The following is a 21954-nucleotide window of genomic DNA, read 5'->3' on the forward strand; positions in this document are numbered from 1 at the left end:
ATTTTTTTCGAAGTTCTCTAATTTTGAGAATTCAGTTTCGCATTTATATCCATTTTGTCTGGATACGCTGTCTAGGTTTCCTCACTCCTTAAGTGACTCAAATAACTTATTTTAAGGTCCCCCTTACATGAAAAAGTTTTTGAAATACCTTCTGGTATTAATCATTCTTATTTTAATTGCAGGTATCGTTTTCTTGTTTAGACCAACTGCGTCAAAACAAGTAGAAACTGCAAAAGATGAGCCAGTTGTTGATGCTGTTCTTGTTGGCGGCGGCATCATGAGTGCCACTCTCGGTACTTATTTCACTGAGCTTGAACCAAACTGGCAAATTCGTATGTATGAACGTCTTGACCAAGTTGCTCAAGAAAGTTCAAACGGCTTTAACAATGCCGGAACAGGCCACTCTGGCTTTATGGAAATGAACTATACCGAAGAAAAAAACGGTAAGATGGAAATTGTCAAAGCTGAAAAAGTTGCTTCTCAATTTGAAGTTGCTAAACAGTTTTGGTCATATCAGGTAAAACAAGGCGTTTTAGCTGAACCTAAATCATTCATTAACCCAGTTCCGCATATTGCTTTCGTTTGGGGCGATAACGTTCAATTCTTAGAAAAACGTTATGCTGCCATGATTCAAAGCCCGTTGTTCAAAGGTATGAAGTTTACTGAAGACCCAGCTGTTATTAAACAATGGGCACCTTTAGTAATGAACGATCGTGACCCTAGTCAAAAAGTTGCAGCGACCCGTATGGATGTTGGCTCTGACGTAAACTATGGTTCTATCACTAAACAATTAGTGAATCGTTTAGACCAAAACCCGAATTTCAAATTACAGACGTCAACCGAAGTGACTGGCATCAGCCAAAATGATGACAAAACTTGGACTGTGTCTTTCAAAAATTTGAAAACTGGTAAAGTAGATCACGTTAAAACACGTTTTGTATTTATTGGTGCAGGTGGTGCAGCAGTTAAATTATTGCAACTTACTGGTTTACCAGAAGCGAAACAATATGCTGGCTTTCCTGTTGGTGGTGAGTTCTTAATTACTGATAACCCAGCAATTACAGCAGAGCACACAGCAAAAGTTTATGGCCGTGCTGAACTTGGTGCTCCTCCAATGTCTGTACCACATATTGATACACGTTATATCGACGGTAAAAAATATGTATTGTTTGGACCATTTGCAACGTATTCAAACAAGTTCCTAAAAAATGGTTCTCAGCTTGACTTACTTGCATCTACCAACAAAAACAACGTTTTACCAATGACCACTGTTGGCTTGGAAAACCTTGATCTTGTTAAATACTTGGTGAGCCAAGTAATGATGTCAGACCAAGACCGTCTAAATGAACTTCGTAAGTACTACCCAGATGCGAAAGCTGAAGACTGGCGTTTAAGCCAAGGTGGTCAACGTGTTCAGATCATCAAAAAAGAACCGGGTAAACCTGCAACGCTTCAATTCGGTACAGAAATCTTTGCTTCTAAAGATGGTGCTGTAACTGCATTATTAGGTGCGTCTCCGGGTGCTTCGACTTCTCCATACATCATGCTTAACTTACTTGAAAAAGCTTTCCCTCAGCAAACTGAAGGTAAGTGGAATCAGAAGCTTCATGAAATTGTAGTGTCTTATAAGCAAGACTTGAGCAAAGACCCTGTGTTACTCGACAAAGTTCGTCAATACACAAGTTCTACGCTTGGCTTGAACTATACATCTCCGTTCAAAGCTGCAAACGATGAAACTGCTGCTGCCCCAGTTGCAAAAGCAAACTAAGTTTGACGATGTATAACTAAAACTCCAAAAGGATGAATTTCGATTCATCCTTTTGTTTTTAAGTCCTCAGTTGAGATATTTAGATTAGCTATGACGCCTTTAAACTCATCATCCCGCCTCTTTTCATTTTGTTTTAAGCTCGTGCTTGTTGTGCTACTGGCTTATCTTTTGGTAAGCGGGTTTTATATGTGGATGATTGGTGGTACAGCAATTTACGTCAGCTCAGCCTTGTTACTTGCCATCAATGCTTATGCATTTAAGCTCGGCAAATATCAAAAACTGTTTTCTGTTTTAAATCTGCTGATGAGCGCAGCCGCCTTATATTTCAGTACTGCTCATTTATTTTTCTCCCCTGTTCAGTTCTTGATATTTTTACCTGCTCTGTTTTTTGTTCTGCTGGCGTTTACTCATCTCAAAAAAGCTCACAACCTATATAAAACTTTAATATTAATCAGTTTATTGATTTGGTCAGGCATACATTTTATGCAGCTTGAACAACTTAAAGCCTATTATCAAACGCAGCACACAGGTGAAAGCTGGCAACAATTTGGCGCGTTGTAAGATTATTTTTTACGCTACATTTCCATATAAATATCTTATCTTTTCTATATAAAGTTCATCAGTAAAATTGAACATCATCTACAGAAATCCTTTTAAGAAAAAAAATTCATAACAATCTAATTTATTTAGAAATATATCGAGCATATTAGCGATTGAACACGACCCATCTACACGCTAGATTACCTAAATATTTTTTCTCCCTTTATGTTGTAATTTATGAAAATTTTAGATGGTGGTTTAGGCCGTGAATTGGCTCGTCGTGGTGCTCCATTTCGTCAACCAGAATGGTCTGCACTTGCACTGATTGAAGCACCTGAAACAGTAAAAGAAGTACACCTCGATTTTATTAACGCGGGTTCAGAAGTGATTACCACTAACAACTATGCAGTTGTACCTTTTCATATTGGACAAGAACGCTTTGAAACTGACGGCGTGCGTTTAATTCAAGTCGCTATTGAGCAAGCAAAAAATGCAGTTAAAGAAAGCGGCAAAAATGTCAAAATCGCAGGCTGCTTACCGCCGTTATTTGGCTCTTATCGTGCAGACTTGTTCCAACCTGAACAAGCTAAAAACCTTGCTGAGCCAATCATTAACACATTGGCACCAGAGGTTGATTTTTGGCTCGCTGAAACTCAATCGTGCTTAAAAGAAGTCGAAACAGTTCATGCATTATTACCAAAAGATGGTAAAGACTATTGGGTGTCATTCACGCTGCAAGATGAAATTAAACATGAACAAGCGCTACTTCGCTCTGGCGAAAACATGCAACAAGTGGCTGATTTCATCAAACAATCAAATGCCAAAGCAGTGTTATTTAACTGCTGCCAACCTGAAGTGATCTTGCAAGCAATTAATCAAATTAAAGGACTCGTTCCAGAGTCGGTGCAGATTGGTGCTTATGCCAATGCTTTCCCACCACAAGATGAAAGTGCTACTGCCAACGATGGACTGGATGAAATTCGTAAAGACTTAGACGCTCCAGCTTATCTTGGTTTTGCTAAACAATGGCAAAAAGCAGGTGCAAGTCTAGTCGGCGGTTGCTGTGGCATTGGTCCAGAACACATTGCTGAACTTTCTCAATTTTTTAAAGAATAAATACCATGTCTGCTGCCAAAATTGGATTGTTGTCTCTTACAGCGCTGGTCTTTAGTTCTATGGTGGGGTCAGGCGTATTTAGCCTTCCCCAAAATATGGCTCAAGTCGCTAACGGCTCTGCCCTTCTTGTTGCATGGCTCATTACCGGAGTCGGCATTATTTTCTTGGCCCTCACGCTATTACATTTAACGCGTCAACGACCAGATCTTGACGGTGGTATTTATAACTATGCGCGTGAAGGTTTTGGTGACCTGATTGGATTTTGCTCGGCGTGGGGTTATTGGTTGTGTACCACCATTGGTATTGTCGGCTATGTCGTAATTGCCTTTTCAGGTGTCGGCATGTTTACCGATAGCAAAGACCATATTATTTTTGGTGAAGGCAATACGCTTTACTCTCTGATTGGTTCAAGCATTTTTGTATGGCTGGTGCACTGGTTAGTGAGTCGAGGCATTAAAGAAGCTGCGATTGTGAATTTACTGGCAACCATTGCCAAAATCATTCCAATGGTGGTTTTCATCTTCTTTACCTTCATTGCCTTTAAGTTTGATTTGTTCAAACTCAACTTAAATGACTTCTCTTTAAAAGTCCCACTTTGGCAGCAAGTGAAAGACCTGATGCTCATTACCCTTTGGGTATTTACCGGTATTGAAGGTGCTGTGGTTTTATCATCGCGTGCAAAAAACCGTTATGACATTGGTAAAGCGACCATTTTAGGTGTGTTACTGGCGTTAACTTTTTACGTCATGGTGACAGTATTGGCTTATGGCGTGGTGAGTCGTGAAGCCCTTGCTGGCATGCACAACCCATCAATGGCAACCATTTTGCAGCAACTGATCGGTTTACCAGGCACAATCGTTATTACTATCGGGCTTATTATTTCAGTTTCTTCATCTTATTTAAGCTGGACATTATTCGCCACTGAAATTCCATATTTGGCTGCAAAAAATGGGGCATTCCCGAAATTATTTTTAAAGAATAATCAAAATAATGTACCCATTTCATCACTTTGGCTCACCACCATTGTCGTGCAAGGTGCATTGATTGCGGTGTATTTTTTCAATAAAAACTACACCCAGCTTTTATTGATTTCATCGGTAATGATTTTGCTGCCTTATTTTCTGGTGTCGGCTTTTTATCTTAAAGAATCGATTCGCCACAAACGCACACCACATATTGCCATTGCAAGCGTCGCTTCAATTTATGCACTTTGGTTGCTCTACGCAGCAGGATTAGATTTATTGCTCCTGTCTGTAGTGTTGTATTTGGTCGGCTTAGTTATTTTTTCAATCAGCTATTTTGAGCATAAAAAATCACTCAAACAAAATCAGTTTAATTAATCATTTCAACCACTGTTGAGTCATTTCAGCAGTGGTTTTCTAAAACAAAAATTTCTATTTTGAAGGCTGTGACTGCTTTAAATGCAATCTTAAAATACGCCGTAATTCTAAAATCGCTTCTGGGGTAGTTTGAATCGAATGTCCGCCCTTAATAATTAGTTCCGACTGTTCACCACCTAAATGTGAACTTTGATAAGGCACAATCCCATCACTACTTTTTAACTTATCAGTCGTGCCATTAATATTGCCCATAATCGAATGATAGACCACTTGTGGCGATGGCTGAATAGCTTGTGTGAGCTGCATAAAATTGGAAGAACGACTTAAATTACTCGCTCCGTTTTCAATTAAACCTTTTCTGAGTTTTGTATTTTTCTCATCTCTCATTTCGACTGCAATAAAGAAATCGGCTGGCAAACGAATAACACGGCGTGCAATTTGAGTAAACCATCGGTCAGCGTAATCTGTGCCATGATGCGGTGCCGAAACAAAAACAACCCGCTTAAAATAAGGCAAAGCTTTGAATTGAAAACGCTCTAGCACCACAGGATTTTCTTTTAAACGATTTAACTGCGCTTCATTCATTTTTTGCATGGCTTGCTCTGAAACATCGGCATCACTTACCAATAGGCGGCTAATCACTCCGCCCATACTATGCCCGACCAGTACTGCATCATGTGCAGCGTAGCTATCTTTAGCAACACTTTGAAAAGCCTGATTCAGCAAAGAATAAATCTGAAAACGACTTTCAAAAATCGGCATATTGGTTGAATAAAACACCTGCCAAACTTGATAGTTATTCCTTAATTCGGCATCGCCCATCATGTCATTGGTTAGACTCACCCAAGCCTCTGGGCTACTTGCTAAGCCATGAATAAATACAATGATTTTTTTATTGGGGTTAAAAGGTTCCAGCATATATAAATGCGGCATGATCAAATTGTTTTCTTTATTAATTAAAGACCAATAACCTGCTGCACCTAAATTATATTTCGACAGCCATAGCCCATAAGGCGCCGAATAGTTTGCAGTGAGCGGATAGTCCACACCTTCAACTTTTACACGGCTTTGTCGATATGGATCAAACATCGCAATTTCTAAATCTGCCCCAGCAATGACCTGTTCAGCTGTGGCTTTTTGTTTTGGGTAAGCAATGGCAGTGACTGGAAAGAAGCGTGGTAAATGTATGTTCGGATTGGTTTGATGAGCATAAAAAGCATCGGGGTCTAAAATGAAGCCGTGATTTATATCATTTTCTTTACGCCCAACAATAAACTCCGCCCCTAAACCATCCTTACGGTTAACGGTATTAAAGCCAGAAAAGTTCATGTTATAGCTTGAGCGAAAAGTATCGACTTCAATTTTTTGTACATCTACAGCATGGTCAAAATTGACGTGGTACTCATGCCCATCAGCTTTAAGCAATGGTGGAAAGCGATGTGTATTTAAATGATTAAAATACGTGGTCATAAGCTTCGACAAAGCCACGTTATAAAAAATACGCACCTGATTTTGGCGATGGTCGAACACTCGATCGAAAGACGAATCTTCTGAGTCAAACAAATAGACATAACTATAGCGCAAGCTTTTATCAAACAGTGCTAACTCTTGCTCAATGCAACTACTACTTTTACTGCTGACATTACATTGGCTACTACGTCCGACGTCTAAAGCTTTTGCCAAATAAATTTCACTGAGCGCAGCATAACGTTCTTCTCGGCTGCTATTTTCAGACAAGCTCTGAATTTTATTTAAACAATCATCAAAATTTTGCAGACAAGACTTTTCATCTTTTTTGACTAAATACAGCAAGTTTTGGGTTTGATGACTTAAAGTATTGTCAGTCAGAATACTTTCATTTTTACTTTTTAAAGCGCTGCTTAAGTTACTTTCTTTTAAATGAATGACCTGACAACCGCTGAGCAGTCCCATTATTGTGAGCATTAAATAATGGCCAGACTTTGTCATTGTGCATTCCTTTATCGAATGTATTTCCCCACTCGTCATTATGCCTGTAAAGCTGTGAACGAACAATTTCAGCTCAACTTCAATGGTGCTTTATTGAAAAAATAAAAGCCCGAATTTCTTAAAATTCAGGCTCTTTCAACAGCTCTGTTTAAGCTTGTTTAAACTTCTGCTGTGAAGCCAAATAAGAAAAATAAAAAATTGGTAAAATAAACGGCGCTACACTCCAAAAGTCAAAATAGACATAAAGCACAGCCCCCATAAAAGCACCAATCACAAAGCCAATTACAATACTGGCGCTTTTAAGCAAACTGACCCGATTGGCCTCATTATTGTTTTTTAGCAAGTTGGCAATATCAATCCCAAGTTGTGTGGTGTTACCGGTCATCATGGTACTTGGGCTAATATTTTTAATAAGCGTTTTGCTGGAAGTATTACGAATAGCTAGAGCAATTAGACCGAGTCCACCTGTGATAGCAACCGTAATCGCATCGGCATTTTTAAATGGTTCAAAATAAAGCCCAGCAACCATAAAGGCACACAGGAAAATAGCTTCAAACAAAAATAAATAAGACAGCGTTTTGTGTTTGGCCTGACTACGGTCAATTAACAGTTTGGTAATAACCACCGTCAAAATAAACAGTGGAATAGCAGCAAGCTTAATCCAGACGCCTGTTCCGCCCTTTACTAATGCTGCCCCTGCAAGTACCAAGTTACCCGTTACATGCGCGGTAAAAAAACCAAATAACGCAATAAAGCCAATGGTATCAATTGCCCCGCCTACCATGGTCAGTAAAACAGGATCTCGACATAGTGCCCATGTACTTTGTGTCTCTTGTTGAGTTGAGGTATCTGGCATAAACAGCATCCTGTTATTTTAAAGTCATTAAATTCAGTACAAAGATGTTTTAAATATTTAAAAACAAATCAAAGCTAAAGCATTTATAAAAACAAAAAAACATGTAAAAACATAGAGTGTTTAATGTCGCAACACTGTCTTTAAAATGGCAACAATTAAAATTGTGTGTTTTTAAAACAATAAACGGTTATCAACTTCAAATCAATTTGACCTCTAAAACCGTTCTAACTATGATGAAGCCACGAGTTTTATGAGTGTTTTGTACAGAACACCCTTATGCTAAGTATTTGATAAAGAAAACAACAATGAGAAGGAATATGTCTTTTTATAATTTTTTAGTTTTTTTGGGTGGATTATTATTTGTATCAATTGCCTCTGCTGGCTATAAAAATCATGCTCACCGTGACTTTTACTCAAAATGCATCGCAGCTGGACATAGCCGCACAACATGTCTGTGTATTCACCGCCGTTTAGAACAGCAATATTCGCCTAAACTTATGCATAATCTTGGAAATTTAAGTCTACAAAGTCCAGAAGTACCACGTGATTTTGTGAAAACCATGCTGCGTACTATGCAACAGTGTCAGACATAAGGTCACGAGTTCATTAGAACAAACTAGCAAGGTTTTTTTAAGTTCTTATCTATAAGTTAAAAATAAATACTATGGCTTATAAAGTCTTGGACCAGCGCCATGCATTTACGAGTTACCATCACCTATTTTAAATTCCATATAATGGTTTAGTTTAACTTTATTATCGTTATTAATTTACCACTTTAAATAGATAAACTTTTGAGTTTAATTAAAATATAAATTTATATTTTAATTTTTTATAATATTTTATTTAAATTGAATTGACCTGTTAAAAACTTATGATTATTATGGTCTCGCTGGCCTACATTGCCAGTCGGTTTTAGCAGACCGTAGATCCATGGCGGGTTATAGTTCCACTATAAGTCGTTAGACCCTTGCGTCCCTTTTCTTTGCGGTAGGACGGGAGGGGGACGCGCTTGCGCGTGCTGGTTCCTTGGATCCCAGTCTGCTAACCCCTTTTCGTTCTACCACCATAATCAATTGACGGTGATCTTTGGTGGTAGAGCTCCATAAATTCTAGGAGTTGACCATGCCATTTTTTATATTAATCCCCTATCCTCTCTCGTAATTTTATTTATTTAAAATTTAGGCTTTCTCTCACCTAAAATATTTTAAATTTATAAATAATTTTATTTTAAAATTTTAATCATTTTATTTTTCTGTATTACAGGCAGGTTAGTTATTGCCTTTAAAAATGATTTTAATACTTTAAATATAAGCGGCTTATTTTTTATTAATAACTTAGTGAAAATTATCACGAGAATAATATGAAACTTTATAAACCTATTTTGGCTTTAAGCCTTTTAATAGGCGATTACGGTGTTTCTGGTTGCGACATTCACACTCAGCAGGATTTTGAAGAAATTTGCCTGTCTGGTGGGCACACCCAAGCCAGTTGCGACTGTATTTACCAACGGCTTGAACAAGTGTATTCGCATAAGCTTATGCAACGTCTAGAACATGTCAGTTTGCAAAGTCCTGCTCTCCCACAGGACTTTGCCCCTACTTTTTTTAGTGTGATGCGGCGGTGCGATAAAGAAGACATGGGCTAAGCGTTTGGCTTAGCTCCCTTATCTCTGTGTCGCAATGGTAGATTACTTTAAATCAGCGCAAAAAATTAAAGTTCTGTTGTGGCATGGGGGCCTTGGAGCAATAAGTCGGCTCTACTGAACAATAAAACTATACAGTATTGTCTACCCCCTATTTGGTATGCTTTGGGCACTTCATGAAGATAAGAAGGAATAAGTTTGGCAACACCATATATAACAATAGGCTGCCCCACTAGTGGCGGTGGTCAAGTAATTTCTGGGAACAGTATGTTCCTAGTCGACGGTATTCCCGTTGCTTGCGTCGGTGACAAAGCTACCTGCCCCACCCATAAAATTGTCGCAACGATTGTTTCTGGCGACCCGTATATGCAAATCTTTGGGAAAGCTGCTGCCCGTGTTAACGACTCTCTTTCCTGTGGCTGTAAGTTATTACCTCAACAAAACTTAGTAGTTCAAGATAATGGTGGCGGTTCTGCTCAAAGTTCACCACCGAGTAAAGCTCAAACTCAAGATAGCTTTGTAGAAGACAAATCTAAAGAATATGGTATTCAGTTCCAATTAAAGGATGAAAAGACCCAAAAAGTTTTTAGTGAGATTCCCTATTCAATTATTTACAAAAAGGATGGAAAAGTAGAAACCGGTTGGACGGATAAAGAAGGTAAAACCCATGTCATCAATGCTGACTCACCAGATGAAGTAGAGTTTCAGACCATTGATGCTTCTAAACCGTTACCTCCACTGTAAGGATTTAAAATGGCACAAGATAGAGTTTTCTCACCAACATTAATTCCATCTTTAGATAATGAAGTTAAAGTCTGTCATGCAGATGAATTATTAGATCCATTATTATGCAATAGTATTGTTAAAATTCTTAATTATCATACTACAGTGCCTTACACCTTTATGATGGATCAAGGTCAATGGGATGGTGTCAAAAACAGAATACCTTTTGAACACGATTTAGCAATTCGTTTTGGGCTTGAGTATGATTTACGTCAGTTTAGTGAATCAGTTTTAGAAAGATATTCTTTTCATACAATGATGTATCTTAAGTTCACGATGTATGCTCAAAAGCATTCCTTAAATGAAGGCTCAACTTTTATTAGAGAACTTGCTAAAGATTCTTTTACAGCACGTATGGCAATTGCTAAGAAAAACTTTGGTGAAGTTATTGATCTTGCCCTTTCCAATGCAAACAAGCCTGTTTTAGCGGGGAATGCTATTGCCATCCATGAGAATAATGGACCATATCTAATTAATGAGAATATGTATAAGAAAGTATTTGGTCGTCCTTATGATAGTGCTACCGTATCGCAGTTTATACGACAATATCAATATACACCGCCGCTCAGTAGTTTCTAGTCACGAGTAATAATATGAAGAAAACGATATTAATATTTTTAGCACCGCTTCTTTTGGTTGGCTTCAATGGATGTAAAGCATCTGAAAAAGAGGATGTAGATACATTTATTCAAAAGGACTTCAAGAATTACGTTACTGATAATAGAAAGTTGATTTTGGAAGCCAATAAAGACGTAAAACAAGAACCAGCTCTAAAAGAGATCATTTTCAAAAATACTTTTGTAAAAGTAAGAGCTGCACAAAGTCTACTGAATGATGAGTATGGTAATTGGTTAACTGGCTTAGATAAGAATAAGTTTGATTATACCGATCTCAACGATGTCTGTTGGCTGACCGTCTACATGCAAAACTATATAAATAATATGGATGAACAATATAAAGCCAATATCACCGAAGACACCAAGAAAAGTGTTAAGCAACTATACGAAGCAAGATATGAAATTATCAAGCTAAGAGATAGCAAAGAAAAATCTCTAGCAACTTTTCAGCAAGTTTGTAAATAATTGAAAATATTAATTAAATATTACTATATAAAGCTCCAATTAAAAGGAGCTTTATATAGCTAATTTTATAAATTAGTTATAGCTAAATCTAGTTATTCCCTGCCTGAATAAGAAATGGTTAATTAATTGTGAAATCTAAACTTTGTATTATTTTATTGTCTCTTTTAACTGTAGCATGTAGCCAAGTCCGCCCTCAAAAACATAGAATTACTGAAGCTGATATAACCCAAGCATATGAAGCATCACTCTATGCCCAGTTTAATCAGCTTTATTACACAAAATTCTTATATAAAGCAGCATACAATGAAGCTAACAAGGTAACTCAAACTAATGATCAATTGCTAAGTTATGCCACTTTTTTAATGTATGCAGTCAATACAACTTACGATTCTTTAAACATAAAGCTTAATGATGACCTAGATTTAATGGCTTCGGGCCAAAAAAGCAAGATGTCAATTGATGCATTAGATTCATTATGTGTAAGTAATAAATACATTGAAAAATATATAAAACTTAAAGAAAAAAGCGGAAGTGAGATATCAGCTAAAGCTAAAGAACTCTCAAAAGAGGCTTTGGTACTTCAACCCAAAATTGAAAAAATCATAATAAAAACTGATTCACCGTTAAATGATATTGAATGTAAAAAATTAAAGTAAACTAGAAAAAGCCTTGATTGTTCAGGGCTTTTTTAAAAATGCCTTAACTCAAAATTGATACATTTACGTTTTTATTGATTGTATGAGTCGAGCATCCTGATAAAAGAAAGCAAAGCACTAAAACTTATGAAACGTTTAGCTATATTATTATTTAGTGTTGCATTGATGGATTATAGTCATGCAGATAATACAAGTCAGAAAGAACGAGAAGCTGAAATTAGCAATGCACTTGCATCAAGAACTCTTGCTGTTGCAGATGATATAGCCCAATCGAGACGATTATATATAACAGCATATAACACTATTAATACTAAATCTGAGATGAGTAATGAACTTCTTATCTATACAGTTCGTAAAGTAGATTCACTCATAGGGAATTATGAAACAGATAAAGATAGTTTCGAAAATGATATTATAGCCAATAAAAAAATTACGTTAGAAGCAGTAGATGGACTTTGTATCATGAATAAGTTTATTCAAAAATACTCAACGCTTATTGATTTAAAGAAAGCTCCACCTAGTATCCAAGACAGTACCAAGCGAGCCTTATCTTATCAGCCAATCTACCTTAAAAGACTCAGTTCAGACAAAGACTACTTAAGCCAATTACAGTGTATCAATTTAAAGTAATTTGATATTGATGAAATGAGTCTAGTGGTAAATATGAACTCGGCTAAGATAATTGCCGTAAATAATGAGTCAAAAAAAGCCACTTATCATAAGTGGCTTTTTTACTGAATTTTTTTGGGATGGTTACCCATCTAAAGATAAGGTAAGAGTAGCTGTAATGGAGTTCTACTCTAAGTCGGTGTAAAACTTAAGATTCATTTGTTGCACAGAACCTTGGAGCAAGGTTAACTGTTAATAGTGAATAATATATAACTTTACTTATCGGCCTTATGAGTACGCTCTACAGTAATATATTCATTAGGAATCACTAACTGCTTTTCAATATCCTTCACCTTATAAGATACTAAAGTACTTTTACCAATGCCTTGAAATAATACTTTAAGATCTTTAAAAATAAAGGTTTTATACTGACTCAATTCTTTAGTGGTTGATTTTGGTAATTCAATTAAATTCGCATAAGGTTCTTTGATGTATAAAGTTGCTTTTTCTATTCTTACACCAGTTTTTTGCATAGCGTAGTTTAGAAACGTGTTACCAACCTCTTCAATAAAAAACATGGGGACAAGTGGTATCAAGATCAAAATAATGGCGACTTGTAAGCTATCATTAATATGCGTTTCTAATCTTTTGAACTTCTTTATCGCAAATGTTTTAAGATGATCACTTGCCTCTGGGTCATCAATAATATCTTGCAAATTCTCAAACTTTATACGAAATTCTTTAATCTTCTGTCGGTTGATATAAAAAGGATAATAAGTAAAGGCAATAAAAAATACGGTAATACCTATGTAAAGATTGATTTTCCAATGCAGTAAAAACAAACTATGAATAACATATACCAGATAAAGGGATGCAGCCAATGTGGTAATGCTAATCTTTGGAAATAGCAGTTTTTGTCCAATTCTGATATGAGGTGGTAAATACTTATCAACCATACTAAAGATGATATATGTCAATGGAACTAAGGAAATACCAAAGAAAAACAATATCGTGCTTAACCCTGCATAAATAATAGAACATGCTGCAAAAATCAGTAAAAAAATGAGCGTATCACCAAAGCTAATTTCCGAAGGGATATAGCTAATCGTCACTAAATATGCGACTAAGCATAGTATACCTATAGCAATAACGGCTTTAGTCGTTGTGAGTGCTGTTTCATGCCACTGCCCCAGATTACTTAAAAATCTCGTTATTAAGTTGTTCATTTGATCTAACCAAATCTTATAAATTATTTAAAAATGAATGATTACCGTTTTATTAAAACGCTCCCCAGCGGAGTAATCATCTTTTTGAAACTTCCCCAAATTTCAGAGTATGTTTTCACATATTGTTTAGCTAATTGTCTCCTTTTGAATACCTGTGTCCCTTGTATGTTGCAATATGCTTGTGTCCCTTCAGATCAATAAAAGGTAAAGTTCTGTTTGTTAAAAAGGACTCATAATTAGAAAAATCAATTAAATTTTTATTTCTACTGTCTAAACTTATGCACTATCTACTTGTTGTTGCTGCCACTCTGCATAAGTTAAATGAGTATTTATTTCTTTCCACTCTTTTCGTCCATTCGATGAACGACCTTGTATTACACCGGATGCTGCAGATGGGCTACTAAACAGATAATCTTGGTTAAAAGTAAAATCTTTAGAGTCAATAATTTCATTTTCAATTAAATAGTTACGCAATTTTGTATAATTAAAGGTAGAGGATGATACTCTTTTTACTTGTGAGCCTTTTAAAACAAAAAACTCTCCATCTATCTCTTGTGCTTTAGCATCTACTTCACGGCTAGATAAATAAAAATTTGCTGTTTTATCAATCTCACGTTCTATAAAACTATGCGTTTTTGATAAGTATTGTTGATAGCTAGGTCTTTTTAAATCTTTGAGAAAATCGTAACCTAATACAGGCAAAACAATTTGTATTTGCTCTAAAAAAAACTCCATATCAGCAATATCTGATTCAGGTAAGCGACTATAAGTATGTGCTGTACCATTTTCGAGCTGACATTGTCCATTTTGTTTAGCAATATCCATCAGACGACTTTCAAGATATTTGATATGGGCTTTAGTCAAATTCTGGTCTTTACTTGTAACTAAACAAACCTTTTCCCAGAAATCTTTCCCACCACTCTCTTCTGTTCGGTTATGTTGTTTTAAACGATTAGCCACATCATCCGACTCCCCAATATACACTCTTGGATATAATGGATTTTCTGGATCATGGCTAATGAGAAAATATACACCTGTTTTTGTACATTCTTCACGCTGGATCAACTCAGCTAATTTACTACGGGGGGCAGAAAGCACATGTCCTGTCCAGTTAATAATTTCGGCTGTTAAAATCCCATTAGGTGTTCCATCAGCCAAAAACAATTTAACACTTTTACCTTGTCCCACGACTCCCCCTAGAATACTGCAATCAAATTGAGTCCATCACATCACGATCAAAAACTATTTTTTATTAGTTAAAATAAACTCTCTTAAAAGTTTATCGGTTTTTACTTTAACCTTAAAGGCTGGGATTGTTTGCCCTTCTTTCTTTTCAAAATACTGCTTTGCTTTCGCATTATCCACAGAATTCAACAATTCTCCAAAACGCCCAAACTCATCAATATTGTTTTCAGTAACATATGCACTTAATATTTTTCTCAGCATTGGCTCATCCAAGCCGAATGAACTAACTATCTCATATATTTCATCTTCTTTAGCTTTAAACTGATACTCAGTGATGTAATCTCTAAAAGTTTTTCCCTCTATTAATTTCACATCGCCACGCTGAACATCATGTAAAAAGATATTTGCAATTTTCTGTTCATCATGCGTCAAAGCTGCAAAACTTTTATGTAATTCATTTAGAGCTTGTTCAACAGATACTGCCTTTTCACCATCGTAAAGTGCTTTTAAATATTTGGTAAAGCGACTGTTCATGTAATCCGAATCAATCTTATCAGTATCAATCTCTGTCAAATAACCTTCAATCTCAAATGGAATACTGCCTCCACCTCCACCACTCCCACCTTCAGCAAATAATTCTTTATAACGTAAAGCAAGAATTAAGTATGTTTGCTCATCTACTTCAACTTGAAATGGTGGTTTACTAGAGTCGTTGTCATCAAAGCTATAAGTAAGCTTGTTCCAATTAAAGCCCTGAATTTTTGCAGCTTCAAGATGTTCATTCAATTGTTTAAATAGCTTTGCAAACTGACCACAAGCCTCTTTGTCTTCAGGTAACTTTTCAAAGTTTTCGATATCTGCACTTTTAAATATTTGTTCTATATCAATAAAAATAGCGTTTAATTTATTTAGGTTGTCTTGCAGCTTATCTACAAATAAAGCCAAAGGTTTATCGCCTGAATACAACTTTACAGCCGAATCAATATTACGTTTCATAGTGTGAGGACGTCGGTAATATCGAATGATACCGAATGGCTTATCTTTACCAAATAAGCGGTTGGTACGTGAGAATGCTTGAATCAAGTTTGCATACTCAAGCATTTTATCCAAGTACAAAGTATTGACCCACTTAGAGTCAAAACCTGTTAGCATCTGATCGACTACAATCAGTAGATCAAGCTGTTTTTCGGGGGTATGTTCTACACGTTTGTATAACTCTTTATGGGCTAAACGGTCTGCAATATCACGCTTCATTTTGGCATGGGTGGCTAGACTGAACTCCATGCCATAGCGTATGTTATAGTCACTGATAATCTCAACTAAACCATCTTCTTTGAATTTAGCATTTTCGTTATTATCAATATTTGGATCAAACAGTGCCGTAATTTTTAGCTCAGGTTTATGCTTCTTAAATAAGCGATAATATTCAATTGCCTCGCTAATACTACTGGTCGCAAACATGCCATGAAATTTATTATTTTGGCTATATTGAATCCAGTTTTCTAAAATATCCTCAACAACTTTATTTTGATGTGCTGGGCGACGATACTGCTCTGTCGGTAAGTAATCCTCAATCCCTTTGATATAGTTATTGGCTTTGTCCCAATGACCTGCCATAGCAACCTGACTTTTATCCATGAAACGTAAGTAGATTTCTTTCTTTTTAGGATCGTCTAAAGCTTCTTTAATTGTATTAGCTTTTGCTTCATCCAAAGCCACGGCTTCACGTAATTTTGAATCTTTATAAGTTGAAATCAGATAAGGATCAAAACCGAGTACATTTTTATCTCGAATGCCATCAGCGATACTATAACGGTGCAACTCATGACCGAATACTGTTGCTGTAGTATTCATTTTTTTTTCATTTTCGTCTTGAATCGGTGTTCCAGTAAAACCAAAGAAGACTGCCTGAGGAAAGGTTTCTTTAATGGTAATCAACATATCACCAAAGGTTGAACGGTGTGCTTCGTCTACAATAATGACGATGCGTTTTTTCTGCATCTGCTCAATATCATGTGCTTTGAGTCCACCTTCTTCCTGTTTGATATTACTCATTTTTTGAATTGAGCTAACAATCAGGACTTCATTCGGATTGGTACTTTTGAGTTTGCTAATCAGCGCATGGGTATTTTCAGTGGATTGTACAAAGTCATCCGTGTCGGCAAAGTTGTTGTATTGTTCTAATGACTGCGTACCAAGTTCAATACGATCCATGAGAAAAATGACTTTATCAGCATCTTTAGAGGTTGCGATGAGATAAGCTGATTTAAAACTGGTCATGGTTTTACCCGAACCCGTGGTATGCCATATATACCCACCTAGCCGATCTCGCCCATCCCACTCAATACGTGCTACACGATCTGAAATAGCTCGTACAGCAAAGTATTGGTAACTGCGCATCACCTTTAAAATACCATCTGTTTTATCAGCAACGGTATAAAAACCAATAAGCTGATGCGCCATTGGAATAGACAACAATGTTCCTGCAATGTCTTTCCAATAATTGACTGGTTCGTTATTAAAATCTGCCCAATTGAAGTAATAATTTGAATTAAAAACTCCATCTGGACCAGGATTGGCAAAGTATTTAGTTTCTCTAGGATTCATGGCAACAAAGATTTGTACCAATGAAAATAGTCCAGAGAAAATGCCTGAACGGGCGTAGTTTTCGATTTGATGTGCTGCCTGACTGACAGGTACGCCTGAGCGTTTGAGTTCAATATGAAACAGTGGCATACCATTGATCAGCAACATAATATCACCACGTCGATCGTTTAAAATCGGTGAAGACGTTGGGAATTTAGGTTGTTGTACAATTTGATAACGGCTTTCGCCAGCCGCAATTTGCTGTCGGTCATAAATACTGAGACTGACTTCTTTGCCCAAGTGTGCTAGATCATTTGGGTTGTCCCGTTTAATTGAAACTGTTTTACCGTTGATAAAGCCATTGAGTGCCAAAGGTGTACGCAAGGTTTTTATTTGTTCTATGATTTGTGCCATTTCTGAGTCGGTCAGTGGCTGACCATTCAGCCGATCTATACCGTTGTTATTTTCAAAAAGAATTTTTGCCCAGTTATTGATTAAATCCTGTTCCGTTGGATTTTTAAGAACAGTACTTTCCCAGCCCTTGTTAAAAAGGGTTTCGATAAATGCTTGTTCAAATTCTACTTCTGTTTTAAATGTCATAGTCTATTTTGTATTATCAAGTAATATGGGGTTTCGAACTCAGTCGCGTGAAATTTCAAACGACTGATTTTAAATACGCTAAACAAACATCTTTTCTAAAAATGCTTGTTTAAGATTTTTTAGGGTTTGAAGCTGTTGATGTTGTAATACAAGGGTTTCATCTAATTGTCTAAAGAATTGCCCGATAGCTTCTTGTTCCTTGAAAGAAGTTATTAAAAATGGTAATTGCTGTTGCTCTGTTATACCAATATATAGACGTGTTGCACCTGTTACAGCAAGTGACATCGCTTTTTTGAAATACGAAGCTTGAAAGCTATATTGCAAAAAAAAGTTAGATAATTTTAGTGAATTTAAGACTCTGTAGTATGTGACTTGGGGCGTAAGTACTAAATATGGGGTATTTAATTTTGGAACAATAGCCGTTTCACCTATAGTTGCCTTATGGGTCAATAAAACATCATTTTCAACTGCAAAACCTTTCTGTAAAGTTTTTGATAACTTATACGAAATATTCTTACATTTTTTCAAATTTAGTTGCCCATTAGAAATATCATTAGCCATGACAAATGCAACACCACTTTTTATATAATCGGCAGAAGTAGGATGCAATTCACCATGATTCCCATCCATAGGCTTATCTATTATTCCACCCTCAATAAGATCAGAAATTATCAAACCATTCCAATCTCCATCAAACCCTTTTAAACGAATTTCAGGCTGCTTACTCCCTGCTTTTGGAAACATTTTTTCCAACATTGCTTTTTTTAGATTTTGCGTTTGAGCTAGTTTCTTTTCATGTAAAGCAATAGATTGGTCAAGGTTTTGGAAAAAGTTACCGATTTGGGTTTGTTCTTCCATAAGAGGAGATAAAAATATACTTTGGTTCTTTACCAATTCAGAATTCAAATTCAGTTGAGAGCCTGGCTGCCCCAATTTAAACCAATTTGGTCTAAATCTTTCAAGCCATTGAAAAATAAATTCTCTATCAGCGTTCAAATTCAAAAAAACAATAAAACCATCATGAATACCCGTTGGTACATAATTAATTACAGGCTTACCAACTGTTGCAGCAATACTCAAGATTAAATGCGGCTCTTCTAAAATTAGAGTCTTCTGCTGCCCTTGAACTGATAATTTTTGTTCAATACTAAAAATACGCCCATTTTGTTGGGTTACATCTGCAATTCTTAGCCAGCCAAATAAGCCGCTTTTATCAAACCACTTTGGGTCTTCTATGGGTCTTGGACTAGCACCTCTACGAATTTGACTTAAATTACCAAGTGAAGTTTCAGTCCAAGTATCGTTAAATTGCTGAAAACGAATCTCAGGGCTTTTTTGCTTTTCCACATTATGCCCCTTTTAACAATGCTTGAAACTGCGCTAAACCTTGCATATCAAAATCATCACCAGTGAGATCATCAATCAAGTCAGCAAGACTTTTTTCAGCTTCGGTGAGTTTTTGTGTGGTTTCGGTATAGGTCACAGCATACTTATCTGCTAAAGCCTGCACCACATCAGTCAAATGCTCAATCACTTCAATCGGCAACGCCAAAATCGCAGTCACAATCGGTTGTACCCACTTCGCTTCCAACAATTCTAAAACTTGTGAATCTTGCAAAGCTTCAATCGTAGCTTTAGTCAACAAATGCAAAGTATTGGCGTCGGCTTTAATCTCAGCTTTCAGCTCTTTCTCCCGTGCAAGCAAATCTTCCACTTGGAACAACTTTGCTTCCAGAGAATCTTCAGCAAAAGTAAAATTAGCCTGCAAGGTTTTTAGATATGCTTTTACTTTGGCTACAGCAAACGTGCCGTTTTTATTGGCTTCAATCTTGGTCCATTGCACCTCAGGATGTCCCTGTACAAACTGTTCCTGTTCAGGCTTTTTCGCTTTATTCGCAAGCAATTCTAATAACTCATTGATCGCACGAATTTCAGGCGTTTCAATATCTTCAAAAGCCTGTTTCAACGCTTTGGTAATTTCTATGGTTACAAAAGCGTCATTGGCGTCATTTAATAAAGTATCTTTTTCCTCTTCAGACAGCGAATCCATAATCGCTTCGATTTCAGCACTGGCTTCAGTTAAAGCACGTTCTTTATCTTGTAAGGCTGTTAATTCATCAAGCAATAAATGCTGTTGTACCAAATCGAATGGTAATACATAACCGATCCAACCGTCTTGAACTTCCTGCTCTTTACCATCTTTCTTTTTAATGATGTAATTTGGATTGACAATTTTGGCAGCAGTTAAACCTTCAGACTGAATAATTTCCAAATCACCTGCAATGCTTTGCCATTGATCATCCAAGGCTTGATAGGCTTGATATTTGTCAACTAAAGGAATATTTTCCAAACGCTTGAAAATATCTTGGCTTAAAACATTTTCCTGCTGTGCAATATGCAAAGTCTGCATCTTGCCAATCAACTCAGCTTTTAAATAATCATGGAAATTGACAAAAGCTGTATTAAATTGCGTTTTAAATGTTTGAATATTGGCATGCTGATGAATAGCGTTACTAATTTCTATCGTGGCTAAATCGACATAAGGTGTGTCGCTGTCAGTAAATAAGTCTTGGCGTAACTGCGGGAATGCCTTCCAATACTCGGCATAAGCATCAATTTCTTTTTTTGGAATACCGCCAAACATGGTGGCATAAATATCCCAAGTTTCCGCTGTTGCAGACGAGTCTACATAACGAGGAATATTTAAGTTATAGCCTTGCTCACGAATTTCTTCCAAGCTGACTAATTTAGAAAATTCTTCAATATCTTTACGTTGTACAACAGCATCAACAATTTTCTTAATGTTCGATGCTTGTAGATGGTTATTTTTACCAACTTTGATAAAGCCTTTAGATGCATCAACAATAAGCACATCACTACTTTGGCGACGTTGTTTCAAAATAATAATGACCGTTGGAATACCTGTACCAAAGAAAATATTGGCAGGTAATCCGATGATTGCATCAATATGTTTATTTTCAAGCAAGTTTTTACGAATACGCTCCTCTTCACCACCACGGAACAATACTCCATGTGGCAGAACAATCGCCATGATGCCATCAGGTTTTAAGTGATATAGATCATGTAGTAGAAATGCATAGTCTGCTTTAGTTTTTGGTGCTAACCCAAAACGTGAATAACGTGGATCAGATTCTTTATTTGCAGAATCCCACGCTTGCGAGTACGGTGGATTAGATACCACTGCATCAACATACAACGGCTCGTAGGTATTGATCGGATCATTGTCATCAAAATACGGCCAATCATCCTCTAAGGTATCAGCATTTCGAGCAACAATGTTGGAAGGTAAAATACCACGCATCACCAAATTCATACGGGTTAAGTTATAGGTATTTTCCTTTAACTCTTGTGCGTAATATTTGATTTTATTTTCGTCATTAACGTGCTTGGCAACTGACGTACCGATGTTAATCAGCAATGACCCCGACCCACTTGTTGGATCGTAAATTTTGATTTCTTGTTGGTCTTTTAAATGATGTGCAATGATTTCAGACATTAACACCGACACTTCATGCGGTGTATAAAACTCACCTGCTTTCTTACCTGCATTGGCAGCAAATGAGCCGATCAAATATTCATAAATAAAGCCAAGTACATCATAGTCTTGCTTATTATTCATTGGAATAACTTTGATCAATTGCAATAAATCACTAATCGCTTTGGTTTGACTGTTTGAATTGTCGCCAAGTTTACTTAAACCTGTTTCCAGTGTTTTAAAAATGCCATCGAATACTTTTTTATGTGAGGGGCTAATTAAACGAGAAAAAGCAGAAAGGGCATCACGTACATTGGCAACATTAAAGTCATTACCTTTTTTTAGCCATGTAGAAAACAAATTATCATAGGCAATAAAATAACCAATACGATCTTTAATAAAATTAACAGTGTCTATGTCTTCTTCTGATAGAGCTTCAATATCTGTTTGACTAAAGTCATTAGCCTCTAAAAAACTTTGTTCTTTATCTGACAAGAATTT

The 21954-nt window shown here is 36.5% G+C and carries 18 protein-coding genes; 11 read left to right on the forward strand and 7 right to left on the reverse strand.

All coding sequences use genetic code 11. The features are described 5' to 3' along the window. Positions 1 to 127 precede the first annotated feature (127 nt). From mqo to WA249_RS13900, 4 genes are all read left to right on the forward strand, one after another. Complete coding sequence (gene mqo / locus WA249_RS13885) at positions 128 to 1768, forward strand: malate dehydrogenase (quinone) (RefSeq protein WP_252609806.1); 1641 nt, start codon at positions 128 to 130, stop codon at positions 1766 to 1768. 90 nt (positions 1769 to 1858) lie between these two features. Further along, positions 1859 to 2329, forward strand: a complete 471-nt coding sequence (locus tag WA249_RS13890; protein WP_336169515.1) for a hypothetical protein — start codon at positions 1859 to 1861, stop codon at positions 2327 to 2329. Positions 2330 to 2545: 216 nt separating this feature from the next. Next, positions 2546 to 3424 (forward strand): homocysteine S-methyltransferase family protein, encoded by an 879-nt coding sequence (locus WA249_RS13895; protein ID WP_336169517.1) that lies wholly within the window; start codon positions 2546 to 2548, stop codon positions 3422 to 3424. A gap of 5 nt (positions 3425 to 3429) precedes the next feature. Then, a complete protein-coding gene (locus tag WA249_RS13900; RefSeq protein WP_336169519.1) occupies positions 3430 to 4764 on the forward strand; it encodes a basic amino acid/polyamine antiporter in 1335 nt (444 codons plus the stop codon). A gap of 54 nt (positions 4765 to 4818) precedes the next feature. Here the strand turns inward: WA249_RS13900 and WA249_RS13905 are convergent, their stop codons facing one another. Both WA249_RS13905 and WA249_RS13910 read right to left on the reverse strand, forming a co-directional pair. Beyond that, positions 4819 to 6732, reverse strand: coding sequence for an esterase/lipase family protein (locus WA249_RS13905; protein WP_336169521.1), 1914 nt, complete (start codon positions 6730 to 6732; stop codon positions 4819 to 4821). A 148-nt stretch (positions 6733 to 6880) separates the two neighbouring features. Next, the gene (locus WA249_RS13910) at positions 6881 to 7588 is read right to left on the reverse strand and encodes a YoaK family protein (protein ID WP_336169523.1); all 708 of its coding nucleotides are present in this window, start codon (positions 7586 to 7588) and stop codon (positions 6881 to 6883) included. 317 nt (positions 7589 to 7905) lie between these two features. On the opposite strand from WA249_RS13910, the gene WA249_RS13915 reads away from it, so the two are divergent. From WA249_RS13915 to WA249_RS13945, 7 genes are all read left to right on the forward strand, one after another. Then, the gene (locus tag WA249_RS13915) at positions 7906 to 8181 is read left to right on the forward strand and encodes a hypothetical protein (RefSeq protein WP_336169525.1); all 276 of its coding nucleotides are present in this window, start codon (positions 7906 to 7908) and stop codon (positions 8179 to 8181) included. A 767-nt stretch (positions 8182 to 8948) separates the two neighbouring features. Beyond that, positions 8949 to 9233: a hypothetical protein gene (locus WA249_RS13920; protein ID WP_004794079.1), complete on the forward strand. Its 285-nt coding sequence runs from the start codon at positions 8949 to 8951 to the stop codon at positions 9231 to 9233. Between the two features lie 195 nt (positions 9234 to 9428). Next, on the forward strand, positions 9429 to 9974 hold the full coding sequence (locus WA249_RS13925) for a PAAR domain-containing protein (RefSeq protein ID WP_336169526.1): 546 nt from the start codon (positions 9429 to 9431) through the stop codon (positions 9972 to 9974). A gap of 9 nt (positions 9975 to 9983) precedes the next feature. Beyond that, on the forward strand, positions 9984 to 10592 hold the full coding sequence (locus tag WA249_RS13930) for a hypothetical protein (RefSeq protein ID WP_191106887.1): 609 nt from the start codon (positions 9984 to 9986) through the stop codon (positions 10590 to 10592). Between the two features lie 14 nt (positions 10593 to 10606). Further along, positions 10607 to 11095 (forward strand): hypothetical protein, encoded by a 489-nt coding sequence (locus tag WA249_RS13935; protein WP_336169529.1) that lies wholly within the window; start codon positions 10607 to 10609, stop codon positions 11093 to 11095. A gap of 128 nt (positions 11096 to 11223) precedes the next feature. Beyond that, positions 11224 to 11751, forward strand: a complete 528-nt coding sequence (locus WA249_RS13940; RefSeq protein ID WP_336169531.1) for a hypothetical protein — start codon at positions 11224 to 11226, stop codon at positions 11749 to 11751. A 126-nt stretch (positions 11752 to 11877) separates the two neighbouring features. Further along, positions 11878 to 12381, forward strand: coding sequence for a hypothetical protein (locus tag WA249_RS13945; RefSeq protein ID WP_336169533.1), 504 nt, complete (start codon positions 11878 to 11880; stop codon positions 12379 to 12381). A 254-nt stretch (positions 12382 to 12635) separates the two neighbouring features. Here the strand turns inward: WA249_RS13945 and WA249_RS13950 are convergent, their stop codons facing one another. From WA249_RS13950 to WA249_RS13970, 5 genes are all read right to left on the reverse strand, one after another. Beyond that, positions 12636 to 13586: a hypothetical protein gene (locus tag WA249_RS13950; protein ID WP_336169535.1), complete on the reverse strand. Its 951-nt coding sequence runs from the start codon at positions 13584 to 13586 to the stop codon at positions 12636 to 12638. Between the two features lie 276 nt (positions 13587 to 13862). Further along, complete coding sequence (locus WA249_RS13955; RefSeq protein ID WP_336169537.1) at positions 13863 to 14774, reverse strand: GIY-YIG nuclease family protein; 912 nt, start codon at positions 14772 to 14774, stop codon at positions 13863 to 13865. Positions 14775 to 14828: 54 nt separating this feature from the next. After that, positions 14829 to 17957 (reverse strand): type I restriction endonuclease subunit R, encoded by a 3129-nt coding sequence (locus WA249_RS13960; protein ID WP_336169539.1) that lies wholly within the window; start codon positions 17955 to 17957, stop codon positions 14829 to 14831. A 78-nt stretch (positions 17958 to 18035) separates the two neighbouring features. Beyond that, on the reverse strand, positions 18036 to 19304 hold the full coding sequence (locus WA249_RS13965; RefSeq protein ID WP_336169541.1) for a restriction endonuclease subunit S: 1269 nt from the start codon (positions 19302 to 19304) through the stop codon (positions 18036 to 18038). Between the two features lies 1 nt (position 19305). Beyond that, positions 19306 to 21954 (reverse strand): type I restriction-modification system subunit M (locus WA249_RS13970; RefSeq protein ID WP_336169543.1); only part of this gene is annotated, 2649 nt, incomplete at its 5' end.

This window comes from Acinetobacter sp. 161(2023) (assembly GCF_037027805.1).
Classification (GTDB): domain Bacteria; phylum Pseudomonadota; class Gammaproteobacteria; order Pseudomonadales; family Moraxellaceae; genus Acinetobacter.

Coding starts and splice junctions, on each gene's coding strand:
- WA249_RS13915 (WP_336169525.1), top strand. CDS start 7,906: ATGTCTTTTTATAATTTTTTAGTTTTTTTGGGTGGATTATTATTTGTA.
- WA249_RS13910 (WP_336169523.1), bottom strand. CDS start 7,588: ATGCCAGATACCTCAACTCAACAAGAGACACAAAGTACATGGGCACTA.
- WA249_RS13905 (WP_336169521.1), bottom strand. CDS start 6,732: ATGACAAAGTCTGGCCATTATTTAATGCTCACAATAATGGGACTGCTC.
- WA249_RS13950 (WP_336169535.1), bottom strand. CDS start 13,586: ATGAACAACTTAATAACGAGATTTTTAAGTAATCTGGGGCAGTGGCAT.
- WA249_RS13890 (WP_336169515.1), top strand. CDS start 1,859: ATGACGCCTTTAAACTCATCATCCCGCCTCTTTTCATTTTGTTTTAAG.
- WA249_RS13935 (WP_336169529.1), top strand. CDS start 10,607: ATGAAGAAAACGATATTAATATTTTTAGCACCGCTTCTTTTGGTTGGC.
- WA249_RS13900 (WP_336169519.1), top strand. CDS start 3,430: ATGTCTGCTGCCAAAATTGGATTGTTGTCTCTTACAGCGCTGGTCTTT.
- WA249_RS13930 (WP_191106887.1), top strand. CDS start 9,984: ATGGCACAAGATAGAGTTTTCTCACCAACATTAATTCCATCTTTAGAT.
- WA249_RS13945 (WP_336169533.1), top strand. CDS start 11,878: ATGAAACGTTTAGCTATATTATTATTTAGTGTTGCATTGATGGATTAT.
- WA249_RS13920 (WP_004794079.1), top strand. CDS start 8,949: ATGAAACTTTATAAACCTATTTTGGCTTTAAGCCTTTTAATAGGCGAT.
- WA249_RS13960 (WP_336169539.1), bottom strand. CDS start 17,957: ATGACATTTAAAACAGAAGTAGAATTTGAACAAGCATTTATCGAAACC.
- WA249_RS13895 (WP_336169517.1), top strand. CDS start 2,546: ATGAAAATTTTAGATGGTGGTTTAGGCCGTGAATTGGCTCGTCGTGGT.
- mqo (WP_252609806.1), top strand. CDS start 128: ATGAAAAAGTTTTTGAAATACCTTCTGGTATTAATCATTCTTATTTTA.